This window comes from Gammaproteobacteria bacterium (genome assembly GCA_029862005.1).
In the GTDB taxonomy this organism is placed as follows: Bacteria; Pseudomonadota; Gammaproteobacteria.
Genome location: JAOTYD010000028.1, coordinates 16,596 through 41,871, shown reverse-complemented (window position 1 = coordinate 41,871; position 25,276 = coordinate 16,596). Strand labels below are relative to the sequence as shown.

The 25,276-nt window shown below is 59.0% G+C and carries 16 protein-coding genes; 6 read left to right on the top strand and 10 right to left on the bottom strand.

Going from position 1 to position 25,276, the window contains the following annotated elements:
• The 4 genes from OES20_14915 to OES20_14900 form a co-directional block, all read right to left on the bottom strand.
• Positions 1 to 348, bottom strand: a 348-nt coding sequence (locus tag OES20_14915) for an urea carboxylase-associated family protein (protein ID MDH3635990.1), incomplete at its 3' end; no start/stop codon positions are given.
• A 267-nt stretch (positions 349 to 615) separates the two neighbouring features.
• The gene (locus tag OES20_14910; GenBank protein ID MDH3635989.1) at positions 616 to 1,737 is read right to left on the bottom strand and encodes an FIST C-terminal domain-containing protein; all 1,122 of its coding nucleotides are present in this window, start codon (positions 1,735 to 1,737) and stop codon (positions 616 to 618) included.
• 83 nt (positions 1,738 to 1,820) lie between these two features.
• Positions 1,821 to 4,232 (bottom strand): FAD-dependent oxidoreductase, encoded by a 2,412-nt coding sequence (locus OES20_14905; GenBank protein ID MDH3635988.1) that lies wholly within the window; start codon positions 4,230 to 4,232, stop codon positions 1,821 to 1,823.
• A gap of 152 nt (positions 4,233 to 4,384) precedes the next feature.
• Positions 4,385 to 5,932: a trimethylamine methyltransferase family protein gene (locus tag OES20_14900; GenBank protein MDH3635987.1), complete on the bottom strand. Its 1,548-nt coding sequence runs from the start codon at positions 5,930 to 5,932 to the stop codon at positions 4,385 to 4,387.
• 359 nt (positions 5,933 to 6,291) lie between these two features.
• Here OES20_14900 and OES20_14895 point away from each other — a divergent pair, with 359 nt between their 5' ends.
• The 3 genes from OES20_14895 (at position 6,292) to OES20_14885 (ending at position 12,399) form a co-directional block, all read left to right on the top strand.
• A complete protein-coding gene (locus tag OES20_14895; GenBank protein MDH3635986.1) occupies positions 6,292 to 7,218 on the top strand; it encodes a LysR substrate-binding domain-containing protein in 927 nt (308 codons plus the stop codon).
• A 270-nt stretch (positions 7,219 to 7,488) separates the two neighbouring features.
• A complete protein-coding gene (locus tag OES20_14890) occupies positions 7,489 to 7,956 on the top strand; it encodes a hypothetical protein (GenBank protein MDH3635985.1) in 468 nt (155 codons plus the stop codon).
• Positions 7,957 to 7,971: 15 nt separating this feature from the next.
• On the top strand, positions 7,972 to 12,399 hold the full coding sequence (locus OES20_14885; GenBank protein ID MDH3635984.1) for a protein kinase: 4,428 nt from the start codon (positions 7,972 to 7,974) through the stop codon (positions 12,397 to 12,399).
• Here OES20_14885 and OES20_14880 read toward each other — a convergent pair.
• On the bottom strand, positions 12,396 to 13,286 hold the full coding sequence (locus OES20_14880) for an adenylate/guanylate cyclase domain-containing protein (GenBank protein ID MDH3635983.1): 891 nt from the start codon (positions 13,284 to 13,286) through the stop codon (positions 12,396 to 12,398). The genes OES20_14885 and OES20_14880 overlap by 4 nt on opposite strands.
• A gap of 262 nt (positions 13,287 to 13,548) precedes the next feature.
• On the opposite strand from OES20_14880, the gene ggt reads away from it, so the two are divergent.
• Complete coding sequence (ggt, locus tag OES20_14875) at positions 13,549 to 15,159, top strand: gamma-glutamyltransferase (GenBank protein MDH3635982.1); 1,611 nt, start codon at positions 13,549 to 13,551, stop codon at positions 15,157 to 15,159.
• Between the two features lie 151 nt (positions 15,160 to 15,310).
• Here ggt and OES20_14870 read toward each other — a convergent pair whose 3' ends face one another.
• Complete coding sequence (locus tag OES20_14870) at positions 15,311 to 16,183, bottom strand: sensor domain-containing diguanylate cyclase (protein ID MDH3635981.1); 873 nt, start codon at positions 16,181 to 16,183, stop codon at positions 15,311 to 15,313.
• 47 nt (positions 16,184 to 16,230) lie between these two features.
• A complete protein-coding gene (locus tag OES20_14865) occupies positions 16,231 to 16,617 on the bottom strand; it encodes a glycine zipper family protein (protein MDH3635980.1) in 387 nt (128 codons plus the stop codon).
• Between the two features lie 504 nt (positions 16,618 to 17,121).
• On the opposite strand from OES20_14865, the gene OES20_14860 reads away from it, so the two are divergent.
• On the top strand, positions 17,122 to 17,388 hold the full coding sequence (locus OES20_14860; GenBank protein MDH3635979.1) for a hypothetical protein: 267 nt from the start codon (positions 17,122 to 17,124) through the stop codon (positions 17,386 to 17,388).
• Here OES20_14860 and OES20_14855 read toward each other — a convergent pair.
• Positions 17,385 to 19,553 carry a malate synthase G gene (locus OES20_14855; protein ID MDH3635978.1) on the bottom strand — a complete coding sequence of 723 codons (2,169 nt, stop codon included), beginning with the start codon at positions 19,551 to 19,553 and terminating at the stop codon, positions 17,385 to 17,387. The genes OES20_14860 and OES20_14855 overlap by 4 nt on opposite strands.
• 224 nt (positions 19,554 to 19,777) lie before the next feature.
• Here OES20_14855 and OES20_14850 point away from each other — a divergent pair, with 224 nt between their 5' ends.
• Positions 19,778 to 20,764: an NAD(P)H-quinone oxidoreductase gene (locus tag OES20_14850; GenBank protein MDH3635977.1), complete on the top strand. Its 987-nt coding sequence runs from the start codon at positions 19,778 to 19,780 to the stop codon at positions 20,762 to 20,764.
• Here OES20_14850 and fdhF read toward each other — a convergent pair whose 3' ends face one another.
• On the bottom strand, positions 20,765 to 23,506 hold the full coding sequence (gene fdhF, locus OES20_14845) for a formate dehydrogenase subunit alpha (protein ID MDH3635976.1): 2,742 nt from the start codon (positions 23,504 to 23,506) through the stop codon (positions 20,765 to 20,767). It abuts the gene before it with no gap.
• Positions 23,506 to 25,218, bottom strand: coding sequence for an NAD(P)H-dependent oxidoreductase subunit E (locus OES20_14840; GenBank protein MDH3635975.1), 1,713 nt, complete (start codon positions 25,216 to 25,218; stop codon positions 23,506 to 23,508). The genes fdhF and OES20_14840 overlap by 1 nt, the downstream gene beginning before the upstream one ends.
• Positions 25,219 to 25,276 lie beyond the last annotated feature (58 nt).

Here is a 25,276-nt window from a genome sequence, read left to right as displayed (position 1 = left end):
ATACTTCTTGCAGCCCAGTAACTCGTAGCGGTAGCGGTCGCAGGCCGCGAGCAGGGTGTCGTGCGCGCCCGGCGCGGTATCCTCCATGATTTTCAGGATCGGCCGGCGCCGGTTGGTCACCATCACGTCGCCCTTGCGCGGGCACATGCGTTCGATCGCCACCCGGCAATGCTCGAGCGACATGTATTCGCCCAGGTTATCGGGGTTCAGCGCCCAGCAATCGACCACCTGCGTGCCGTGCGTGTTGATCACCTTGATGCGGCAGCCTTTTTTCAGAAAGGCTGCTTTCGCATGCCGCGCTGGAATGGAAACTCTTCGATTCGGTGCCGCTTTCTTTTTGATTGCCATGAAGCTAACCCCGCATTTTTTCGCCGGACGGATCATAAAGCGAATGAATTCGGGGGACAGTATACCTATCTCGAACTTACCTAAGCATTCGAACCCGAACGAATTTAGTATACTGTCCCCGGAATTACTACAGGCAATAATCCCAGGATCATTGCCTGTTGAAAGGACAACAACGGGGAACAGGTCATGCATAGACAGGTATACTGTCCCCCGAATTTTGCGCTTCTCTATAGATCACCTGTAAACGCTGACTGGCGCCCTGCTTCGTTAAACGAACAGGGTCAGCACGCCGGTGAAGCCGTACAGCGCGCTTTTGTGGATTTCGCCGTTGGCGAAAAACCCGACCAGCGGGAAGTCGCCGAGTACGGTATGGATGAATCGAACTTCCTCCGAATGTTGGCCGAACTGTTCCCTGCCGCGGCCCAGGCAAGAGACGTAAACACCGCCCTTGATCGGTGAATTGCAGCGCTTTTTCAAATCCTTGAGCATGCGCTCCATGTCTTCCAGCGCGGTACTGCCATCGCGTTTGCAAAAGACGATCTCGTCGTTGTGCTCGAGGAAATCACCGATCGCGACAAGCTTCGAGTCGGGATCGATGCCGACGAGCTGGCGGACCGAGTAGTCGTCCACGTCGGAGTTCTTGTTCACGATACCGGCGAAAATATAACCGGCCGCCTGCTGCCAGTCCTGCGCGATGACTTCGCCGACATCCTCGGTCAACACGTCGAGCGCGGGTCGGTCGTCGAGGCTGTGCATGATATTGCGCTCGCACTGGGTGACGACATGGCGCGGCCCGATCGGGCTGCAGCCCTGGGTGAGGTTGGTCATGATCGGCACCGCCTGTGAAAACAGTGCGCCGCTGATGCCGCCCTGCAGAACCTGCTCGGCGAATTGTGCGTTGGGTCCGCGCGACGAGCTGATCCCGCCGATCAGAAACGCGGCCGGAATATCGCTGCCCAGCCGTGCCAGTAACGGTTGCAGGTTTGCCGTGGCCGGATCGGCGTGCAACAGGCCGACATTGAAATCGTTGGCGCTGCACCAGTCTGCGAGCCCGGCGGACAGGGATGCGCTCTCTTCGCGCAGGTTCGGCAGCAGCCGATAATCGGCCTCGTTGAAGCCGGCCAGCATGATCGCCATCGCCGGTTCATCGTAGTATTCCGTCGCGCCGCCGATGATGCCGATGCCGACGGTCCCGACCCAGGCCGTGATGCCGGTCTTGTCTTTCAGCCGCTCGATCAGCGGCCCGGCTGACTCGGCCAGCTGGTCGCTCAGGTACAAAAAGCCGAAGTTGGCCGCGGGCGGAATGTCGCCCAGTTGATTGAGACAATCATTGAGGAGCCTGTCGCCGGGCTCGCCGGCGCCGTGCGCGAGCAGAAATCGATCCATCATGACGTGCTAGTTTACTGGAAAGCGGATTGGCAACCTAGAAAATGGGACGGAGGGGTTATTTTTTAATCCCTCCGTCCTTTTTTTTATGCGCGCATTTTTTCGCCGGTGGGGTCGTAGAGCGGTTGTTCGACAACCAGTGCCGAATACATCTCGCCGTTGATCTCTACCTCGAGCTCGGTGCCATCGGCGGCAAGCTCCGCCGGCACGTACCCCAGCGCCATCGATTTTTGCACGTGGTGCGCATAGCCGCCCGAGGTTACGTAGCCGACGCATTCGCCGTCCTTCAGGATGGCCTCGTCCAGGGTGACGTCGATGTCGTCGGTGTCGATGGTCATCGTCACCAGCTTGATCGTGGGGCCGGCGTCGCGTTCCTTTTGTGCCGCTGCCTTGCCGATGAAGTCCTTGTCCCAGTTGATGAACACGTCGAGGCCCGATTGCGCCGCGGTGAAATCCGGGCGGAATTCGAGGGTCCACGCGCCCCAGTTCTTTTCCAGGCGCAGGCTCATCAGTGCGCGCAGGCCGTAGTGGGTGAGCCCCAGGCCTTCGCTGTTGGCGAGAATTTCTTCGTAGAGTTTCAACTGGTATTCCGGCTCGACGTAGATTTCGTAACCGAGTTCGCCGGAGAACGACAGCCTGGTGAGGATCGCCGGCACGGTGCCGACGAAGGTTCTTTTGATATCGCGGAATTTGAGTACATCGCCAGAAACGTCGTCGCGCGTGATGCGGGACAGGAGTTCGCGCGCATTCGGGCCCGACAGGCCGATGCCGTGGTAGCGGCGCGAAACGTTTTCGTATTGCACGTCGTAGCCGCCGAGGTGGCTTTCGAACCAGCGGCGGTGCATTTCCTGCGCGGCGCCGGAGCCGAAGATCATGAAATCGTCGTCTTTGAGGCAGGCGATGGTGAGATCACCGTAGAGCTTGCCCTTGTGGGTCAGCATCGGCGACAGGTTAATTCTGCCCGGCTGCGGCACACGGCCTGCCATGACGAAATCGAGGAACTTGCGTGCATCCGGCCCCTTGATCGAGTGCTTGGCGAAGTTGGCGATTTCGGTGATGCCGACCGCTTCCCTGACCGCCTTGCATTCGCGTGCGACATAGTCATGCGCCCTCGAGCGGGCGAAGGTCGGTTCCTCGTGCGCGTCTTCCGGGTCGTCGGCGAACCATAGTGCCGCCTCGAGGCCGAAGCCGTCGCCCCAGACCGCGCCCCTGGCGGTGAGCCGGTCATAGAGCGCAGTCGTGCGCATGCGCCGGCCCTTGGGCAGGGTTTCGTTGGGGAAGGTCATGACGAAACGGCGCTCGTAGTTTTCGCTCGACTTGATGGTGCCGTAGTCGGGCGAGGCGTAATCGCCGAAGCGCGCGATGTCCATCGCCCAGACGTCGATTTCGGGTTCTCCGTCGATCATCCATTCGGCGAGGCACTTGCCGACGCCGCCGGCCTGGCAGAAGCCGGCCATGACGCCGACCGCGGCCCAGTAGTTCTTCATGCCGGGCACCGGGCCGATCATCGGGTTGCCGTCGGGGCCGAAGGTGAACGGGCCGTTGATCATGTCCTTGATGCCGGCCTCGGCGAGCGCCGGGATGCGCTCGAAGCCGAGCTCGAGGCGCTCGGCGATGTGGTCGAGCTGCGGTTCGAGCAGTTCGTGGCCGAAATCGTTGGGCGTGCCGCCGACCATCCATGGCGTCGCCTTCGGCTCGTAGGTGCCGAGCAGCATGCCCTGGCCTTCCTGGCGGAAGTAGATGTTGCCCTCGTAGTCGATGCCGGCCGGCAGGCGCTCTGCGCGCGCCGCGATCTCGGGGATGGTCTCGGTGATCAGGTAATGGTGCTCCATCGGCTGCACCGGCAGGTTGAGGCCGGACAGGTGCCCCACTTCGCGTGCCCACAGGCCGCCAGCGTTGACGATGTGCTCGGCGTGGATCGTGCCTTCCTTGGTGACCACGTCCCAGCTGCCGTCTTTGCGCTGGTTGGTTTCGATGACCTGGGCGTGCGTGTGGTAGCGGCCACCGAGTTTTTTTGCCGCCTTGGCGTAGGCGTAGGTCACGCCGGACGGGTCGATGTCGCCGTCGAGCGGGTCCCACAGTGCGGCCAGGTAACGGCTCGGGTCGATCAGCGGGTGCCGGTCGGCGAGTTCCTTCATGGATATGAATTCCTGGTCGAGGCCCATGTAACGCGCCTTCGAGCGTTCGCGTTTAAGGTAGTCGTACCAGGTCTGGTTCGACGCCACGTAGAAACCGCCGGTCTGGTGGTGGCCGACCGATTGTCCCGAGAGTTTTTCGAGTTCGGGGTAGAGTTCGATGGTGTAGCCCTGCAGGCGGGAGATGTTGGGGTCGGAGGAGATCGTGTGGATTTGGCCCGCGGCGTGCCAGGAGGAGCCGGAGGTGAGTTCGTTGCGTTCGAGCAGGACGCAGTCTTTCCAGCCGTGTTTGACGAGGTGGAACAGGATCGAACAGCCGACTACGCCGCCGCCGATGATTACTACTCTTGCTTGGGATTCCATTGTTTGTCCTCTTTAACTATGTGCCGTCATTGCGGCCTTGAGCCGCAATCCATTTCGATGCGCCCGAGAAAGTAGGCCGGGCTTCGCCCGTGGGGTTTCCGAGGAGTCGTTGTAATGGATTGCGGCTCGGGGGCCGCAATGACAGCTTGTAATCAGTACCAGGCATCGGGGATCTCGGATTTGCGGCGCTCGATGTAGGCCTGGAGTTCTTCGTCTTTGGACTGGTCGAGGGGCGGGGCCTCGTAGTCTTTCAGGAGCTGGTTCCAGCGGTCGTAGGCGCGCTGTGCCATGTCTTTGCTGCCCTGCTCTTCCCAGCTTTCGACGTTTTCGCTGTCGGAGAGGACGGCGTCGTAGTAAGCGGTTTCGTAGTTGGCCATGGTGTGGCTGCAGCCGAGGAAGTGGCCGGCGGGCTCTACTTCCGAATAGGCATCGCGCGCGAGCGCGTTGTCGTCGAGCGGCAGGCCGCCGAGCATGACCTGGTAGGCACCGAGGCGGTCAGCGTCGATGACGAGTTTTTCGTAGCCGGTGCACAGGCCGCCCTCGAGCCAGCCGGCGGCGTGCAGGACAAAGTTGGCGCCGCCGAGTGCGGTCGACATCATCGAGTCGGCGCTCTCGGCGGCGGCCTGTGCGTCTGGGAGCTTGGATGCGGTTAGCGAGCCGCCACAGCGCAGTGGAACGCCGAGCCTGCGCGCGAGCTGGCCGATGACGAGGTTGGAGATTACCGGTTCAGGCATGCCGAAGGTCGGGGCGCCGCTTTTGAGGCTCATCGATGACAGGAAATTACCGAGCACGAACGGGGCGCCCTTGCGCACCAGCTGGGTGAAGGCACCGACCATCATCGCCTCCGCAAAGGCTTGTGCGATCGACGCCGCGGTCGTGACCGGACCCATCGCGCCGCCGAGAATGAAGGGTGCGGCGACAAGCCCCTGGTTGGCGCCGCAGTAAACCTGCGCAGCTTCGGTGACGACCTTGTCGACCAACAATGGCGAGTTGGTGTTGACGTTGCCCATGATGACGCAGTTTTGTTCCATGAAGTCTTCGCCGTGGAGGATGCGCGCCATGTCGACACAGTCCTGCGCACGCGATTTTTCGGTGATTGCGCCTAGGTGGGGCTTGTCATGGTTCTTCATGTGCAGGTAGACCATGTCGAGGTGACGCTTCGACACCGGCAGGTCACAGGGCTCTACGATGACCAGGCTGCCGTGATGCAGGCTCGGCAGCATGTGCACGAGCTTCGACAGCTTGTCGAGATCCTCGATCGCACCATAACGGCGCCCGCCCTCGAGGTCGCGTACGAACGGCGGGCCGTAGACTGGCGCGAACACTTGCGAAGTGCCGCCGATGTTTACACTGCGCTCGGGGTTGCGCGCATGCTGGGTGAATTCGGTGGGCGCAGTCTGGCACCATTCCCGTGCGACCCCCTTGTCGAGGCGCACGCGCGTGCCTTTGACGTCGGCGCCGGCCTCGCGCCAGATTTCGAGCGCTTTCGGGTCGTCGCGGAATTCCAGGCCGATTTCCTGGATGATCCAGTCGGCCTGCTCTTCGAGCTTGACCAGGCCTTCTTCGTTGAGGAATTCGTAGAACGGGATTTGGCGCTTGATGTACGCGGGTGCAGTGATCTGCGGGCGCGTGCGTTCGCGGCTGGCGCGGCCACCGCGCCGCCCGCGACGAGTACTTCTGCTCTGGGTTGCCTGACTCACGCTGACTCCTCGCCTATGTGTTACCGTCATTCCCGCTTGCGCGGGGATGACGATTGGGATTTGGCAGTATAACAACGGGTTTTTAGGTTGTGACCGCTAAAAAATATCGTAATTCACATAAGCTGACTTTATGTTAATCTCTTATAACGCTTTGCTGCAGTCGAATTTTATTTACTGGCTTTATGTGACACCGCCTAGTGACAATGAACTTGAAAGGCGGCCTGGCCCACCCGGTCATACCGCGGCTTGATCCGATGCGTCGGTCCGGCAGGATTCGGTGTTATGTGTATGTCTTCGCGCCACTGGATCCCGCGGTCGAGCCGCGAGATGACGGTAATTTGGAGCATCGAGTCTGACTTATGCGTGAGTTGCGCCGTCTTATTCATTCGCCGCATCATTTGTTTGTGTTCGAGGTTTGCGGGAGGTTGTTGTCGTTTACGCGGGCGGCCGAAGAGCTTGGGGTTTCGCAACCCGCGGTGAGTCTCGCTATTCGGCAGCTGGAGACAGCGATTGGGCAGGAGCTGTTTGAACGACGGCACCGGGCGATTCGGCTGACCGAGGCCGGGGAACGTTTTTATAACGAGGTTTCGCTCAGCCTGGAGCGGCTACTGCAGGCCGCGCGCGAGGTCAACCGCGGCGGTGGGGAGCATCTGGTTACATTATCGATCTCGACCGCTTTCGCAAACTACTGGGTGATGCCGCGCATGACGCGGTTGCACCGATCACACCCGAATATCGATCTGCGTCTGCAGGTGGTGGACAAGGATGTCGATCTCGAATACGAAAACGTCTCGCTCGGCATCCGCCGCGGACGTGGCGGCTGGCCGGGGTACGATTCGGCCGCGATCGCGCGCGAGGAACTGTTCGCGGTGGCGAGCCCGTCTTACCTGGCATCGAATCCGAGGCCGAAGTCGATCGAGGACCTGTTGCAGCACCAGTTCATCCATCTCGAGGAGCCTTTCCGTCCCCGGCCCCGGTGGCTCGACTGGTTTCAATCCTTCGGCGTCGACTTCGTTGACAAGGGCGAAGGCCTGCGCCTGAACGATTACGCGCTCGTGATCCAGGCGGCGATGGCCGGCGAAGGCATCGCCATGGGCTGGCGCCACGTCACTGATTCACTGATCCAGAAACGCCTGCTGGTGCCGGTGCTGCCGCAGAGCTGGAAGACCAGCGAAGAGTTTCACCTGATCTGGTCGGACCGCACTGAATTGTCCGAATCCGCGCAACAGGTGCGCGACTGGATCATCGAGGAAGCCAAGGCCGCGGCGATGGTGCGCCTGCCCTGAAACCCGGGATATTCCGGGTTTCAATGTCTGATCGCGACCCGCAGTCATTGCAAGCGGGGCCCGGCTTGTGCGAAGCGAACGCTGAGGCTGTAGCGAAGCAGCCTCTTGATACCGCGTTATAAACCGGAGATTGCTTCGTTTTTGCGCTTCCCCTATGGCGGCAAGGGCCTTTTCTGATTTGGCCTGAGTTAAATAGAGTGTTTATAATTCTACTGCTTAGGAACATACTACTAGCGTCAAATCCATAATTCATAAGAGGAGGGATTCCAAATGAGTAAAACAAGCATCTCCAGAACCTGCCGTCGGCTCGCGATATGCGCTCCTATCATGGCGACGACACTGATCGGCACCAACCACGTACTTGCCTCTGAACCCATGGCCAACGCCTGCCCGGTGGACGGCTGCGAGGTTAAAATCCTCGACGTAAAACCGGCGGGAGAAGAGCTGATGCTCACCTTCAAGGCCAATTTCAAGCCCGATGTCTCGAAAAATCATCTGCATGTCTGGTGGGGCGAGCAATACGACATCAAGCAGGTTGGCAGAAATGCCACGACGTTCGGGGTGGAGAAGGGAAAATGGCACCGGCACGACGATTATCCGAACTACACCACCACGGGTGCCGCATCGACCAGCATTCGTGATGGCGCCGTTACCGTTTGTGTTACTTCGGCGGACCGGAATCACAACATTCTGGATGCCAGTCTTTTTCATTGCGTCGATGCCAGCGATCACCTGTAGTGGTTCGACGCGTGTATGAAGCTGCCAGCCTACGTCGGTCGCTACGAGGTTCGCAATGAAATAGGCCGCGGCGGCTTCGCAGTGGTCGTTCGCGCCTGGGACGAGGAGCTGCAATCCTTCGTTGCGATCAAGATCCTGCACGAGGTGCTGACCGACGACGAGGAACTTATGTCGCGTTTCCTCGACGAGGCGCGCCTGTTGAGGCGTATTCGCTCGCCCCACGTCGTCACTGTCCACGATATCGGCCGACTCAACGATGGCTGCCCCTATTTCGTCATGGACTTCGCCGATCGCGGCACGCTCGAGCCACGCCTGCGCAAGTACAAGGATTCAACCGCTCCCGACCCACAGGGCATCATGGCACTGGTGGATGCCCTGGCTTCCAGCCTGTCCGACCTGCACGAGGCCGGCGTCGTGCATCGCGACATTAAACCGGCCAATATACTGTTCCAGCTGGTTCGCCGCGGGGTGAACGCCGATGACGCAACCGCGGCATCAACAATGTCCCAGATCACCCTGGTCGGCAACGAAGAGCGCATCCTGGTGGGCGATCTCGGCATCGCCAAGGATCTCGCCAGCCGTGGCAGCGATGCGACCGTGGTCGGGGGTACGCCACTCTACCAGGCGCCCGAACAGAGCCTGACCACTGCGGAGATCACGCCGGCTGCCGACATTTACGCCGCCACCGCGATGTTGTGGCACCTGGTCATGGGCCAGCGCCCGCCGCCGGCCGCGTCGCTCGAGCAGGAGTTGATCAAGCTGCCGTCGGCCTGGCACGACATTTTCGAGCAGGGCATGGCCTTCGAGCCGGAGAATCGATTCCCTAATATCGACGCCTGGCGTGCTGCCATTCACGAAACGCTCGCGTCCGATACGCCGCCGACGCAAAACCGGGCTGTCACACAGGCGGCACCCGTCGCGGCCGCCTGCCCTTACAAGGGCCTGGCCGCCTACCAGATCGAGGATGCGCAATTCTTCTTCGGTCGCGAGGTACTGATCGACGATCTGGTGCGGCGCCTGCAAACTCACCAGGTGCTCACCGTTGGCGGGCCATCCGGTAGCGGCAAGTCTTCACTGGTGCGCGCCGGCCTGATCCCCGCGATCCGGGCCGGTGCGCTGCTGGGTCGCGAGAGCTGGCAAGTCGCGCTGTTTACACCCGGACGCGACCCAATGGCCGAGCTCTATTTCCAGGCCACCGGCACACCGTCGAGAGGCGGGCTTACGATAACCTTCGAAGACCTGCTGGAGCGCCCGACAATGGCCCGGCATCTCAGCTGGAAAGACGGCATCGAACGCCCGCTGGTGTTGTGTATCGATCAGTTCGAGGAGCTTTTTACACTGGCAACGGCAAAGCAGCGAAAAAGCTTCATCAACGCGATCTCGGCCATGACCGACCCGGCCGACAGCAAGGTGCGGATCGTCATCGCGGTGCGCGCCGATTTCTATGGTCAATGCGCACAAATTCCGTGGCTGGCCGAACACATTACGCACAACCAGATACTGGTGGGGCCGATGACCGATGCGGAACTTCGCCGCGCCATCGTCGAACCGGCGCGTCGATCCGGTCTGCACGTCGAAAGCATCCTGGTGGACGCCATCATCGACGAGGCCGGTCACGAAGCGGGTTCGCTGCCGCTGGTGGCCCATGCGCTGGTCGAGACCTGGTCGCGGCGGCGCGATAACGTGCTGACGCTGCAGGGTTTTCACGAGGCGGGGGGCGTCGCCGGCGCGATCAGCCAGACCGCCGAGGCCACCTTCGAACAGCGCTTCGACGACGCCGAGCGAGCCGCGACCCGGCGCCTGTTCCTGCGTCTGGTGACGTCGGGATCGAGCGCATCCGACACCCGTCGCGTGATCGCACGCGCCGATATCGAGCAGGATTCCCAGTCCGAGGTCATGGGCCGCGTCGTCGAAGGCCTGACCGAGGCACGGTTGCTGACGGTCGACGATAAAACCGTGCAGATCGCCCACGAGGCGTTACTGCGCACCTGGCCGCGGTTACGCGGCTGGATCGAGGAGTCGCGCGACGATTTGCGCTTGCGCCAGCGCATCAGCCACGCGGCGACGGAATGGGAAGCCGGCAACCGCGACCCGGACCTGCTCTATCGCGGTACGCCGCTGTTGACCGCGCTCGAATGGGCGGAAAAGAACCCGGATCAGCTCGATGCCCTCGGGCGTGAATTCCTCGATACCTCCGCCGAAGCCCGGGCGCAGGCGGAGGCCCGGGCCGCGGAGCGGGAACAAAAATCCCGCCGACTGCGCCGTATCGCCATTGCTGGCCTCGCGATCCTGGCGATCGGTACTACCGTTGCCTCGGTAGTCGCGCTTATCGAATACCGCCAGGCCCGAAACAATGAACAGCGCGCCGAGATGGCAACCGCCGAGGCCCGGGATCGGTTTGCCGGCGCCCTCGGCGCGGTGGCCCATGGGCTTGTCGACAAGGACCCACTGCTGTCACTGGTGCTGGGGGCCGAGGCCGTCGCACGCGCGGAAACTACGCCGCCGGCCTACGACGCACGCGTGGCCATGGTGGCGGCGCGGCGATTCCTGGAGCGGGGAGGACCGTTCGTTGTCGGCAGCCCCATAGCCGTGGGCGACACGCTGGTCATCGCGCTGAGCCCCGATGGCTCACGGCTCGCCACCGGCCAGCGCGGTGGCACCGTCGAACTCTTCGATACCGCGACCGGCGAACGTATCGGCCCGAGTTTACTCGGCCACTCCGGCGGTATCTGGGACGTCGAATTCGGGCCCAACGGCCGCTGGCTCGCATCGGCCGGCGCCGACGGCGTCATCCGCCTGTGGAACCTCGACAGCCGGCAGTCGACCAGGTTGGGAGAGATCGGCGACGTAGTCATGAGCATCTGTTTCAGCCCGAGCGGCGCCACCCTCGCCTCGGCGAACGGCGACGGCACCGTGCGTCTGTGGGACGTCGGGCGTGGCATTCCCATCGGCGAGCCGCTGGCCAGACGCACCCTCGCCTTCAAGGTGGTCGAGTTTACCCCGGACGGACAGGGACTGGTGGCCGGCAATAACGACGGCAACATCTACGGCTGGGCGCTGCCGTCACGCGAGCCGCTTTTCGCACCGATTCGCGGCCCCGACACGAGTCACCTGTCGAAACTGGTGTTCAGTCCCGACGGCAGTCGCATGGTGGCCACCAGTACCGACGGCAAGTCGATTGTGCTCGATTATCCCGACGGACGCTCACTCGGACAGGCCTTCGGCCCGGACAGCCACATCAGCGGGGTCGAATTCGCACCCGACGGCCTGACACTGATCGGTGGCAGCGGCGACGGGTCGGTGCGCCTGTGGGACGTCGATCGGCGCCAACTGCTGAGGACGACACCGAGTGGGCATAGTCGGGCTATTATCGACGCCGAAGGGAGCCATGACGGGCGTTTGCTGGCGACCCTCGGGCAAGACCAGCTGGTTCGTATGTGGCGTCTCGACAAAGCCTATCCGGCGGCGGCGGTGCGCGAGGTTACCGGCCCAAAAGCCAAGGGCCTTGCGATCAGCAGCGACGGCCGCCTGCTGGCAGCGGGTGACAGCATCGGTGTCGTGCAGGTATGGGAGCCCGGGCGCGAAAATAGCTCCCGCTTACTCGGCGGACACGAGCGCGAGGTGTGGGCACTTGCGTTCTCGCCCAATGCCTCGCTGTTGGCGTCGGCCGACCGCGGCGGTCAGCTGCGCCTGTGGGACGCGGCCACGGGTGCGCTGCGCTGGTCGGTCGCGGCCGACCCGGATGCAATCTGGTCGGTCGATTTCACGCCCGACGGCAGTGAGCTGGTAACCGCAAGCGATGCCCGGGTTGCGTTGTGGGAGGTCGAAAACGGGGCAGCGCAACGGGTACTGCCGTACGACGGTGGGCCGATCACACGGGCCAGGCTATCGCCGGACGGCGGCATGATCGCAGTAACCTCGGCGGACGGCAAGGTCAGGCTGTTCGACACGGCACAGAACACCCTGCTCAAGGAGATCGAGGCAGACGATAACGTGCTGTGGAGCGCCACTTTCAGCCCGGACGGCCGACACCTGGCGACGGCATCGAGCGACGAGGTCGTCGCGTTGTGGGATATCGCCACGGGCGAGCAGCTGGCGGCGTTTGCCGGTCATTCGGGCGGGGCAACCGACATCGCCTGGCTCGAAGACGGCGTCACCCTGGTAGCCGTTGACCGCAGCGGTAACCTGCATCTGTGGGATGCCGACAGCGGGCGGCGACTGTCCAATCCCTGGCCGGCACACGCGGGCGCCAGCTGGCGCATCGCGCTGCACCCCGACGGGCGGCAGTTCGGCACCTCCGGTGACGATGGACAGGTGAAGCTGTGGAACGAGCTCAGCGTAGCACGGGCCTGTGAGATTGGAGGATACGCGTTCGACGAGACGCGACGCCGGCAATACCTCGGCAACACCGAACGCTCGGTCGCCTGCGGCCAAAGGCCTTAATCCACCGCGTCGGAATCGGGCTCCTGGATGGTCACCTCGTAGTGGATGACCTCGGCTTCCGCTGCCGACGACGGCACCCCCGGAGAGATGACGCCACACCCGGCTAACAGCACGGTCTCACGCTTTAACAGGAATTCGTGACCTGGCTGTGCCGAAACAAAGCTGCCCGAGGAACTTTGATCCGAGAGCTCAACCTTGCCCCGTCGCACCCGCAATTTTGCGTGTTCTCGCGATATCCAGGGCTGTTCGATGACAATATCGTTGCCGCTCAAGCGGCCAATCGTCAAGGTCATCCTTTCAGTGCAGGCAAATGACTTGTTCGCGTAACTCAGCGTCACCGTTACGGCAGACGTTGGACGCCTTGCCAGGCGCGCTTCGGTAATGGCCGGCGACTTGCCGATCATTGTACGCAGCTGCGCGCCCTCCTCGAGCAGCGCAAAGATCCCGGTTGCTGCATCCTTGCCTTTGAACGTGATGGTGTCGAGCGGGTGCATCCGGCTTTTGTCGGCTTCCGGAAGCTGCGTCACAAAACCGTCAGTGGCGAGAAGTTCGCCCGGTTTTGCCATCGAGCTGAGTCGAGCGGCGATATTCACGCTATCACCGAAGATATCGTCGCGAGCCCGAATGACATTGCCGAAGGCTGCCCCCACATGGACGGCAAGCGTCCGGCCGGTGCTTTGTTGCGACAGCATAGCGCGTGACGCCCTGAACGCGGCGGAGGCATCGTCAAAGATGGCCAGCACGTCATCGCCTTTAGATCGGATGCTGGTGCCACCTTCCCGCTCGACGATGGCCGCCAGGTTATCGAGGCAGATGCCGACCAGGCGCAGCGCATCGGTATCCCCAACTTCATCGTACAGCGCGCTGCTGCCGCTGATGTCTGCCATCACAATGGCAACTACGAGATCGTTCTCCGACATGGTTTGACAGAATAGCTGGTTTGCTGCCTAGTCTACCTCCTAATCGACGACAAGTAATCAGTGAAAGTTATTCAAATAAAAGGGGCGTAGGGATTAAAAAATAACCCCTGCGTCCCCTTTATTGCCTCCTTTCTTTGTACACCAGACGTGAAGTTTTCCCCAACGAGAGGCGGCCTTTGCATAAATAAGCGGTTATACTATGCCGCGCGATATTTTTTAGGTATTACCGATGCGTAACATTCAGCTCCCAGGCCGTTCGGTCGCTATGTCAACCGAGGCCATGGCCGCCACCAGCCAGCCGATGGCGACCGAAACCGCACTGCAGGTCACGCGCGATGGCGGCAATGCGCTCGATGCCGCGATCGCAGCGAGTGCGGTGCTGTCGGTGGTCGAGTCTTATTCGTCCGGCATCGGCGGCGATTGCTTCATCCTTTACCACGAAGCTGCATCCGGCAAACTCCATGCACTTAACGGCAGTGGCCGGGCCCCGGCTGCCGCCACCGCGGCAACGATTCGTGATCGCGGTTTCGATACCATGCCAGTACAGGGCATCCTATCGGTCACCGTACCCGGTGCCATCGATGCCTGGTACCAGGCCAACCGGAAACTCGGCAAGCTCGATTTTGCAAGCCTGCTGCAGCCCGCGATCCACTATGCCGAACAGGGGTACGCGGTCACACCGGTCATCGCTCACGGCTGGAAAAGCGACAAACACCCCTGGGGAAGCAACGAGGAATTGCTTGCCGCGACGCCCGAAGCCAGCGCCGCTTACCTGGTTGACGGCAAGGCCCCCGCTGCCGGCACGATTCATCGACAGCCCGACCTTGGACGCAGCTTGCGCACCATCGCCAGCCAGGGTCGGGATGGTTTTTACCAGGGTGAAATTGCCGCCGAAATCGTGCGCTTCAGCGATGTCCATGACGGCTTGTTCAGCCTCGAAGATTTCGCCAAGCACGAATCCGAATGGGTTGAGCCAATCAGCGGCAGCTACCGCGGCTACGAAGTGTTCGAGATCCCACCCAACGGCCAGGGTATCACCACCCTGATGGCGCTCAACATCCTGGCGCAAACCGACGTCTCGATGCTGCCCCACCTGGGTGCCGACCATATCCAGCTTTTGAGCGAAGCCTTTGCGCTTGCCATGGCTGAGCGCGATCGTTTCATCGGAGATCCCGTATTTAACGAGCTACCGGTTGCGCAATTATTAGCGGATGAATTTGCGCAAGCCCAGTATGCCCGCATCAATCTGGGCAAGGCGTTCCCTCATCCGATTGAATCGGCGCTTCCGAACCACCGCGATACGGTATACCTCACCGTGGTCGACAAGGATCGCAATGCCTGTTCGTTCATCAACAGCGTGTTTTCTTCGTGGGGCAGTGGTCTCGTGGCCGGCTCGACCGGGATTAACCTGCAAAACCGGGGTTCCGCCTTCAGTCTCGAGGAAGGCCACTTCAACCAGATCGAGCCGGGCAAGCGGCCCATGCATACCATCATCCCCGCCATGGTCTACCGCGAGGGGAAACCGGTGCTCAGCTTCGGCGTCATGGGTGGCCAGTACCAGGCGATGGGGCAAACCTATGTCCTTTCCAACTGGATCGACTATGGCATGGATATACAGCAGGCACTGGACGCGGCGCGATTCTTCCTTTACGCAGGTGTGCTTGAAGTCGAAACCGGGGTGCCCGAAACCACTCGAGCGGAGTTAACGGCGCGGGGACACAACGTGGTTCCGGCCAGGTCGCCCTGGGGCGGCGGGCAGGCCATCGTCATCGATTGGGAAAACGGCGTGCTGCACGGCGGCTCCGAACCGCGCAAGGACGGTCATGCCGCAGGCTACTGAGATCCGGGCCAATTAGCTGCCAATGATCCTGTTGCCAGGTTAAAGCGCCCAAGTACCAGTTTATCGACTCCGTCCGTCCACAAATAAACGCGCTGTTCACCACAAATGTTTATGGCCAGCCATCTTTCAATAGACTCATCGAGTCATGTTTTTAATCTGGGGACTTGTAGGCCAATCCACTTTGCTTGGCACGGTACATGTTGCGGTCAGCCACGTTCAATAACGCTTGCTCATTGTTGCCGTCTCGTGGGTATAGCGCGCCACCGATGTTGACACCTACCGCTCCCGAAAGCTCTCCCAAATGAAATGGGCGCTTTATGCTTTTGGCAACGGCCGTCGCTCGCTGTTCCAGTGTTCCGGCATCGACCACACCGTCCAGAAATAACACGAACTCGTCACCGCCAATTCGCACGGCCTGATCTTGTGGCCTGATTAAAGCCTTAAGTCGTTTTGCAACAATTTGAAGTACTCTATCGCCCACCTCGTGCCCATGCTTATCATTGATCGGTTTGAACTTCTCGAGATCCAGATACAACAGACTGAATTGATTATTTTTTTCTATCGCCGCTTCCAGAACATGCGACAGTTGCATACGATTACCAAGACCCGTCAAGACATCAGTCTCGGCCCTAAAGGTAATCTCGGTGATCTCCGACTGTAATTCACCGATATCGCGCATGACCGCAATCGAGTAGCGTTCATTATCAAGATCCATATTCGCTATGGATATCGACAGCGAAATTTCATTACCCGATTTATCAAGCCCATAGACGAATGGACGGTCGCCCATGGCCATCGCCTGACCGTGCTCGCGAAACCACTTGAAGTGTGACTGGTGTTCGCTGCGATAGGATTTCGGAATCAAACAATCCAGGGATTGCTGGACGAGTTCACCGGGACGATATCCCAATAGCCCTTCAACCGAAGTATTTGCGAATACAATGTGACCGGTAGCATCAACAATAACAATCGCATCCGGAAGCAGATTCAAAAGATCATCTAAGGCAGGAACGTTTTTTTTCATGGCACTACCATCTAAACAGACCGGCCATTGTCGCGATCACGGGCGGATTAGTTGAGTACCTGGTAGCCCCGGGCGCGTAGGCAGTTTTTCACGACCCTGGCACGCTCAAGTTCGGTTTTGCCAAGACCTTCGGCACCCCCTCCAACGAAGCCGGCGGCGGCCGATTTCTTGACCGTATCGCTGTCACCAAAAATAGCCCCGATCAAACCCAGCACAACCGCGCCCGTGACTGCCTCGCTGCCGGCTTTTTGTTCCACCTGTTGCGCAACCTCTTCGCATTTTGCCCGATCTTCTTCAAACTGGACCATATCGACACCTTCCGGATCGATGACCGGCTTGTTGGGATCAGCGGCGCATCCACCGACCAGTAACGTGCCGCACACGATGCTAAAAAGCCCGTATTTCAATACCATCTCTGGCCTGATTGTGTTCATTTCGGATCTCAAGTGTCCGCTATTACCAGACCAGGCATCGAAACAAGAACAGGTAAGGTCGAAAAAAGGCTTTGTAACCCATCGAACAATGCGTTCGATTCCAACAACCAACTTGTAAACCGATTCTGAAATCGGCATGGAAAGGGTAACGGATGAGGTGGGAGTTTGGTTATCGGGAGCTTTCACAAGCCTGTCTCCTGGTTGAGTTCGGTTGTTCGATTGAATACCAGATATGGTCCTTAGTCGACTTTCGTGAATTGACGCTCTTTGACTGAATGATAAAGAAAATTGACCTGACCGTCATGCAATTATAGGTCACTTCGCGTCTGTTGTTGCCGTCCAAAAAATGGAAGCTCCGGATCAATAGCCAGGCGGGTTAAATCTGCTTGCTTGCACCAAAATCGCACCTTTTTGGGGGATATTATAAAAATTTAGCAGTGCACAATATTCTGAACCAGGCTCCTTTCACCGATTTTTCTTAAACCGCAAATTGAAGCTAATGTTATGAATAAGGATAGCGAATTGAACATTAAGACCGATACCAGAAACGAGATCGACTTTAATCATTTTTCGGGCCCGGTCGCATCTGCGGAATCCCGATCTTTTTCAAGGCGCCTGAAACAGCTCAGGCACTGGCTGAAAGCGAGCCTGGATAGGCACGAAAAGCGTACCGCAAAGCTGCGCGTTTACCGACAGAGCCGAACCGGCTATACGGGACCTGCCCGGGAATACCTGCAACCAGGTCAGTCGGATTTACCGGGACTTGTCTAGTCCCTGAGCCCTGCCTTGAATTCGCGGCGGCGCGCGTGCAGTACCGGCTCGGTGTAGCCATTCGCGACCTCGCGTCCCTTGAACACGAGGTCGAGCGCGGCCTGGAAGGCGATGCTGTTGTCGAAATCTGGTGCCATGTCGCGATACAGTGGATCGCCATCATTCTGTCGATCAACCACTTCCGCCATTTTTTCGAACACGCTGCGCACCTGGTCCGCATCGGTAATACCGTGGTGCAGCCAATTGGCAATATGCTGGCTTGAAATGCGCAGGGTTGCGCGATCCTCCATCAAGTCGGTGTCACTGATATCGGGCACCTTGGAACATCCTACACCCTGATCGATCCAGCGCACGACGTATCCCAAAATCCCCTGGGCATTGTTTTCGAGCTCCATCATGAGTTCGCTCTGCTTAACCTTGCGCTCTCCCAGCAGCGGAATAGTCAAAATGTCATCCAGACTGGCGCGCATGCACTGCGTCAGTTGCTGCTGGCGAGTCGCTACGTTAACATGATGGTAGTGCATCGCATGCAGGCATGCGGCAAGCGGGGATGGCACCCAGGCGGTATTGGCGCCGGCACGCGGGTGCGCAATTTTCTGCTGCATCATCGCACGCATGTTGTCCGGCGCCGCCCACATGCCCTTGCCGATCTGCCCATGCCCCGGCAGCCCGGCGGCGAGCCCAACGTCGACATTCCAGTCTTCGTAGGCCAGCAGCCAGGTAGAAGTCTTGATCTCGTTCTTGGGGATCATTGCGCCGGCTTCCATGCTGGTATGAATTTCATCACCGGTACGATCGAGAAAGCCCGTATTGATAAAAATCACTCGCTCACTTGCGGCACGAATGCATTCCTTGAGATTGACCGTGGTGCGACGCTCCTCGTCCATGATGCCGATTTTTAAAGTTCCGGGTTCCAGTCCTAACGCCTGTTCTACCATTTCAAACAACCTGATCGCGGCCTCGACTTCTTCCGGCCCGTGGCATTTGGGCTTTACAACATAGACACTGCCCTTGCGACTGTTTTTAAACTGCCCGTTACCGAGCAAATCATGTTTTGCAGCGAGTGCGGTCACCATCGCATCGAGGAAGGTTTCCGGAATCTCTTTGCCGCTACAGGTTACCGCATCGGTATACATATGCGTGCCGACATGGCGCACCAGCATCAGGCTGCGACCGGGTAAACTAAAAGCTGAACCGTCCGGGGCGATAAATTCGGGGTCCGGATTCAGGCTGCGCTCGATGGTTTCCTTTGCGCGCACAACCTCGGCCGTGAGGTTGCCTTTCATCAATCCAAACCAGTTACGATAAACCCTGACCTTGTCATCGGCATCGACAGCAGAGACCGAATCTTCACAGTCCTGGATCGTGGTTACCGCGGATTCGAGATTGATATCGTAGATGTTGGCGAGATCCCCCTGGCCAATAAAATAACCCTCACCGATCAACAACTCGATATGCAGGTCATTATTGCGTAATAGCACAGCGCTCGGCTGCTCGGGCTCGCCTCGATACCCGACAAAACATTCACGCCAGCCGAGCTCGGTTTCTTTGCCGTCACCCATGACCACGACCAGCTTTCCCGATACAACCTTGTAACGCACCGCGTAGGCATGACTGCCGGTCGCCAGCGGCACCGCCTGGTCCAGAAAGTCGCGCGCGTAACGGATAACCTGTTGCCCTCTGACCGGGTTGTACTTCGCAGTCTTCTTACATCCGTCGACCTCGAGAATGATATCGGTACCGTAGAGTGCATCGTAGAGGCTGTACCAACGCGCATTGGCGGCATTGAGTGCATAGCGCGCATTGTCGACCGGCACCACCAGCTGCGGACCGGCGATCACGGCAATCTCGTCGTCGACATTGTCAGTGGTCACCTTGAAAGAATCGGACTCGGGAACCAGGTAACCGATCTCCTGCAGAAAAGCTTTGTACTGATCAAGCTGAAAAGGGGCAGGATTGGCATTATGCCAGTCATCAATCCGGGTCTGTAAATCATTACGCTTTTGCAACAAATCTGCGTTTTGCGCACCGAGTTCCGCCACGATGTCAGCCATTGATTGCCAGAATGACGAGGCTTCAACCCTCGTGCCGACCGAGATTTCATCCACCAGTTCGTACAGTCTGCGGTCTATGCTGAGACCACTAATATCTACGCGATCGCTCATAAAATAAGTCCCGAATTCTCGTTCTGAAAAACCGCCCGAAGGCGCCGCATCGTCGAGTATATATAGCTGCCGGGACAAAACTAGGTTCTGTTTGGCAATATTGGAAATTTTTATGGATAACCTTAAGTGGATCAGGTCAACGATTAGGACCCTATGCCTGAATTAGGATAAAATTCGGGCGTCTGCCCGGCAAATACAAATCTCCAGTTAATACAGGAATTCCCATGAAAGCGATTACGTTGCGCAAGTTTGGCGGCCCCGAAATGATGCAATTGAGCGAGGTCGAAACACCCGCACCCGCTGAAGACCAGGTATTGATCAAGGTTAGCAATTCGTCAGTTAATCGCCCCGATGTCATTCAACGCCAGGGAAACTACCCCCCTCCGCCCGGAGATTCTGAAATTCTGGGACTCGAAGTGGCCGGGGTGATTGAATCCAGTGGCGAAAACACTTCCCGTTTCAAACCGGGTGAACGCGTGGTGGCACTGGTTGGCGGCGGTGGTTATGCCGAGTACGCGCTGGCACGCGAGGATCACTGCATGTCGATTCCGGAATCGGTCAGCTTCGAGCAGGCCGCCTGCATCTGTGAAACCTATATTACGGCCTACCTGAACCTGTTCATGCTCGGTGAGCTGCAGGGCAGGCAATCAGTTTTGATTCATGGCGGTGGTGGTGGCGTTGCAACCGCAGCCATTCAACTTTGTAAGGCATTAAGCCCGGAAACCAGGATCTTTGTTACGGCATCAAGCGCCAAACTGGAACGTGTCTCGGCACAGGGAGCCGACCACGTCATCGATTACCGTGAACAGTCGTTCGCAGACGAGATCAAGCGCCTCACCGAGGGACGCGGAGTCGACGTTATCCTGGATCACATCGGGGCAAAGTACCTTGAATCCAATATGAAATCCCTCGCGCTCGCCGGCACCCTGATGTTGATCGGCGTCATGGGTGGCATCAAAGCCGAGCTGAATCTTGCCACCATGATGGTCAAGCGCCAACGCATTATCGGTTCGGTGCTGCGCTCCCGCCCGGTTGCCGAGAAGGCTTCCATCATCCATCAATTCGAAACGGAAGTGATGCCGTTATTCGCAGCCGGGACAATCGAGCCGGTGATCGATGCACGCTTTGCACTCAAGGACGCCGCTGATGCCCACAGACTGATGGAACAGGGTGGCCACTTCGGCAAGATAATCCTGTCAAACCAGGATTAGCTAAGCTGCCTCCAGCTTGATCGCGCAGAACTTGAACTCGGGAATTTTGCCGTACGGATCGAGCGCCTCGTTGGTCAACAGGTTTGCTGCCGCCTCGTGAAAACAGAACGGAATAAATACCTCGCCCTGTTTAAGCGCCCCGTCGGGCCGCGCGTAGGCTCGCAATTCACCGCGGCGTGACCTGGCAATGATTTCGGCACCCGCTTCGACGCCGAGGCTTTCAAGATCCTGTCCATTGACATAAACCACCGGCACCGGTTCGATTGCATCGAGTATTGCTGCACGGCGCGTCATCGAACCGGTATGCCAGTGCTCGAGCTGTCGCCCGGTGATCAGAATAAGCGGAAACTCTTCATCGGGCAGCTCATCCGGCGGAATCGATTTTGCCGCTACCAGCCTCGCCTTACCGTTGGCGGTGGGGAAGTCCTCAACGAAAACAACACCCTGGCCAGGATCGCTTTCGTCGGCACAGGGATAAGTAACGGAGGATGATTCGTTCAGGCGCTCCCAGGTAATTCCAGTGATGCTCGCCATCGCGCCGCGCATTTCGTCGTAGACCTCTGACACATGGCTATAGTCCCAGTCGAGACCAATCCCCTTGCCGATATCGCGAATGATCCAGAGATCCTGGCGTGCTTCACCCGGCAGTGGCACTGCGGCCTGGCCGAGTTGTACGCGGCGGTCGGTATTCGATACCGTGCCATCTTTCTCGGCCCAGCCCGACGCCGGTAACACCACGTCGGCGAAGGCCGCGGTTTCGGTCAGAAACATGTCCTGCAGGACAAGATGATCGAGCGCCGCCAGCGCGGCACGTGCATGGTTCAGGTTCGGGTCTGACATCGCCGGGTTTTCACCCATGATGTACATGCCCTTGATCTGTCCCTCGAGCACCGCGTGCATGATTTCAACCACGGTCAAACCGGGCTTATCGTCGAGCTCGGCATTCCAGTATTTCGAAAACCAGGCATGCGCTTCAGCATTGTCAACACGCTGGTAGTCGGGAAAAACCATCGGTATCAGCCCGGCATCGGAAGCACCCTGCACATTGTTCTGCCCACGCAGCGGGTGTAAGCCGGTACCGGGGCGACCGATTTGTCCGGTAATCATCGACAACGCGATCAGGCAACGCGAATTGTCGGTACCATGGATATGTTGCGAAATTCCCATCCCCCAGAAAATCATCGACCCTTTCGAAGTTGCAAACAGGCGCGCAACTTCGCGCAGTGTCGTGGCGTCGATTCCGGTTACCGGCGCCATTTTCTCGGGGCTGAAATCGGCGACGTTGGCCTTCAGTTCCTCGTAGTCGGTGGTGCGCTCCTTGATGAAAGATTCGTCGGTGAGCCCTTCCTCGATGATGACGTGCAGCATCGAGTTCAGCAGCGACACATCGGTCGAAGCGTTGAACTGCAGATGGTGGGTCGCGTGACGCGCAATCTGGGTCTTGCGCGGATCCAGCAGAATTAATTTCTTGCCGTCCCGGATGGCATTCTTCATAAAGGTCGCGGCAACCGGATGATTGGTCGTCGGATTGGAGCCGATAACCATGAACACCTCGGCATGCTTGACGTCCTCGACCTGGTTTGAGACCGCGCCGGAACCGATACCTTCGAGCAGTGCCGCGACACTGGATGCATGGCACAGCCGGGTACAGTGATCGACGTTATTGGTGCCGAAACCGACGCGTACCAGTTTCTGGAACAGGTAGGCTTCTTCGTTTGAACCCTTGGCCGAGCCGAAGCCGGCCAGCCCGGCGCCACCATGTTCATTTTTGATTTGCTTCAGTCCGCTCGTCGCAAGTTGCATGGCCTCATCCCAGCTGACTTCACGAAACATCTTCGACGGATCAGCCGGATCGAAATATTCGTTCAAACCCTTGGGCACGCCTTCCTTGCGAATTAACGGTTTGAGTAAACGCTGCGGATGATTGATATAGTCGAAACCATAACGTCCCTTGACACACAGACGGTTGAAATTGGCTGGTCCGTCACGTCCTTCGACACGCACAATTTCGTCGTCTTTAACGTGATACGTCAGCAGGCACCCGACCCCGCAGTAAGGGCAAACCGAGTCGACTTTACGGTCAGCCTCGATCAGGTGCGCCCCATTCGCATTGCTGAGCGCGCCGGTGGGACAGGCGGCAACGCATTCGCCGCAGGCCACACAAGAAGACTCACCCATCGGGTCACCGATATCGAACACGATCTCTGCATAATGCCCGCGCCGTGCCAGGCCGATCACGTCATTGACTTGAGACTCGCGGCAGGCGCGCAGGCAGCGTGTGCACTGGATACAGGCATCCAGGTTGACTGCGATCGCCGGATGCGACAAATCCGCGGCCGGTTGATGGCGCGGCTTGAATCTCGGATTCGTGACTTCGAGCTTGTCGGCCCAGTAAGTCAGCTCGTTTTCAAGCGTATACGACTGCTCGGGCATATCGGAAAGCAGCAGTTCGAGTACGAGCTTCTGCGATTTTTGCGCGCGTTCGTTATCTGAATGAACCACCATCCCCGGGGTTGGATTGCGGCAACAGCTCGGCGCAAGCACGCGTTCGCCATCGATCTCGACCATGCAGGCGCGGCAGTTACCGTCGGCGCGCAATCCATCGGTGTAGCAAAGATGCGGAATCTCGGTGCCGGTGCGTTGTGCTGCCTGCAGGATGGTTTCACCCGGCAGGCCTTCTACCGAAGCCCCGTTTAAAGTGAATTCGATGGCCTCAAAGATAGAATCAGGATTGGCAGCCATTATGGATTCTCCTCGATTCCCAGCTCATGCGGGAAATATTTTATGACTGACAGTATGGGATTGGGTGCCGCCTGCCCGAGACCACAGATCGAGGCATCGACCATCACCGTCGACAGATCGTTCAGCTGCTCGATATCCCAGTTGCCGGTTTCCATGATGCTGACCGCTTTTTCGCAACCAACCCGACAAGGCGTACACTGGCCGCAGGATTCGTGCGCGAAAAACTTGAGCGAGTTCAGCGCCGCCTGCTTGGCGCTGTCCTGGTCCGACAACACCACGACCGCGGCGGAACCGATAAAGCAACCATATTCCTGCAGCGTATCGAAATCGAGCGGAATATCGTTCAGGCTGGCCGGCAAAATGCCACCCGAGGCACCGCCCGGGAAATAACCATAGAACTGGTGCCCATCGAGCATGCCGCCACAGTATTCATCGATCAGTTCCTTGATCGTTATGCCTGCTGGCGCGAGGTGCACGCCGGGTTTGTTTACGCGACCCGAGACCGAGAAACTGCGCACGCCCTTGCGTCCGTTGCGGCCCTGCGAATCGAACCATTCGGAACCCTTCTCGATTATGTCGCGAATCCAGAACAGCGATTCACAGTTGTGCTCGAGCGTCGGCCGACCGAAAAGTCCCACCTCGGCAACGTAAGGCGGACGTAATCGCGGCATGCCGCGCTTGCCTTCGATCGACTCGATCATCGCCGATTCTTCACCGCAGATGTAGGCACCCGCGCCACGCCGTATTTCTATCAATGGCAGTTCGTAGCCGGATTTTTTAACCAGGTCATCGACCGCAAGTTTGAGGATCTGAATGACCGATGGATATTCGTCGCGGATATAAATATAGCAGGCGTTGATTCCGATAACCCTGGCTGCAATCAGCATGCCCTCGAGAAAGCGGTGTGGATCGGAGAGCATATAGAAGCGGTCTTTAAAGGTCCCCGGCTCACCCTCGTCGATATTGATCGCGCACAGGCGCGGCGCGGGTTGATCGCGCAGGATCCCCCACTTGCGCCCAACCGGAAAGCCGGCACCACCGAGACCCCGCAATTGCGTGCCCTCGAGCGCCTCGATAATTGTGTCACCGCTGATGTCGCCGCCGAGCAACCTGTCAAACAACTGGTAACCGCCACTCGCCCGATAGGCATCGAAATCGATGCTGTCATCCGGCATGGATTGGGTGGTATTGCCGGCGTCGACGGCGGATTTAACCGCGTCATCGGTTGCATTGTCGACCGTGTACTGACCGACCACCGCGACCGGCGCCTTGTCACAACGGCCAACACAGGGAACGCGCTGCACGCGCACACCGTCACCTAGTGAGGATTCAAGTGCGGCGATCAGGGATTCGCTACCGGCCATTTCGCAGCTGACCGAATCGCAGACGCGCACGGTTAAGGACGGTGGCGCAATATCGCCTTCCCGAATCACATCAAAATGATGGTAAAAGCTTGCTACTTCGTAGACCTCGGTGGTGGCGAGGCGCATTTCGTGGGCCAGTGCTACCAGGTGTGCGGCTGACAAATGCCCGTAGTTGTCCTGAATCTTGTGCAGGTGTTCGATCAACAGGTCGCGCGCACGTGATTCGTCACCCAGTAGGCTCTGCACTTCGAGCAGCGCGTTAAGATCAACCACCCTGCCCTTAGTCTTGCCGCGGCGGCGCTGCTTGCGATTGTCAACCGGGTCGGAATTGGGCTCAGGCTGTGACATATAAATCCTCTCGAGTTAGGCAGTGCTTAACAAGTATCCCCGCTCTTGTCGAGCGGGG

What these genes read in the sequence shown, in the direction of transcription:
- OES20_14910 (MDH3635989.1), bottom strand. Translation starts at nt 1,737, where the DNA reads ATGATGGATCGATTTCTGCTCGCGCACGGCGCCGGCGAGCCCGGCGAC.
- OES20_14905 (MDH3635988.1), bottom strand. Translation starts at nt 4,232, where the DNA reads ATGGAATCCCAAGCAAGAGTAGTAATCATCGGCGGCGGCGTAGTCGGC.
- OES20_14895 (MDH3635986.1), top strand. Translation starts at nt 6,292, where the DNA reads ATGCGTGAGTTGCGCCGTCTTATTCATTCGCCGCATCATTTGTTTGTG.
- OES20_14890 (MDH3635985.1), top strand. Translation starts at nt 7,489, where the DNA reads ATGAGTAAAACAAGCATCTCCAGAACCTGCCGTCGGCTCGCGATATGC.
- OES20_14885 (MDH3635984.1), top strand. Translation starts at nt 7,972, where the DNA reads ATGAAGCTGCCAGCCTACGTCGGTCGCTACGAGGTTCGCAATGAAATA.
- OES20_14880 (MDH3635983.1), bottom strand. Translation starts at nt 13,286, where the DNA reads ATGGCAGACATCAGCGGCAGCAGCGCGCTGTACGATGAAGTTGGGGAT.
- ggt (MDH3635982.1), top strand. Translation starts at nt 13,549, where the DNA reads ATGCGTAACATTCAGCTCCCAGGCCGTTCGGTCGCTATGTCAACCGAG.
- OES20_14870 (MDH3635981.1), bottom strand. Translation starts at nt 16,183, where the DNA reads ATGAAAAAAAACGTTCCTGCCTTAGATGATCTTTTGAATCTGCTTCCG.
- OES20_14865 (MDH3635980.1), bottom strand. Translation starts at nt 16,617, where the DNA reads ATGAACACAATCAGGCCAGAGATGGTATTGAAATACGGGCTTTTTAGC.
- OES20_14860 (MDH3635979.1), top strand. Translation starts at nt 17,122, where the DNA reads ATGAATAAGGATAGCGAATTGAACATTAAGACCGATACCAGAAACGAG.
- OES20_14855 (MDH3635978.1), bottom strand. Translation starts at nt 19,553, where the DNA reads ATGAGCGATCGCGTAGATATTAGTGGTCTCAGCATAGACCGCAGACTG.
- OES20_14850 (MDH3635977.1), top strand. Translation starts at nt 19,778, where the DNA reads ATGAAAGCGATTACGTTGCGCAAGTTTGGCGGCCCCGAAATGATGCAA.
- fdhF (MDH3635976.1), bottom strand. Translation starts at nt 23,506, where the DNA reads ATGGCTGCCAATCCTGATTCTATCTTTGAGGCCATCGAATTCACTTTA.
- OES20_14840 (MDH3635975.1), bottom strand. Translation starts at nt 25,218, where the DNA reads ATGTCACAGCCTGAGCCCAATTCCGACCCGGTTGACAATCGCAAGCAG.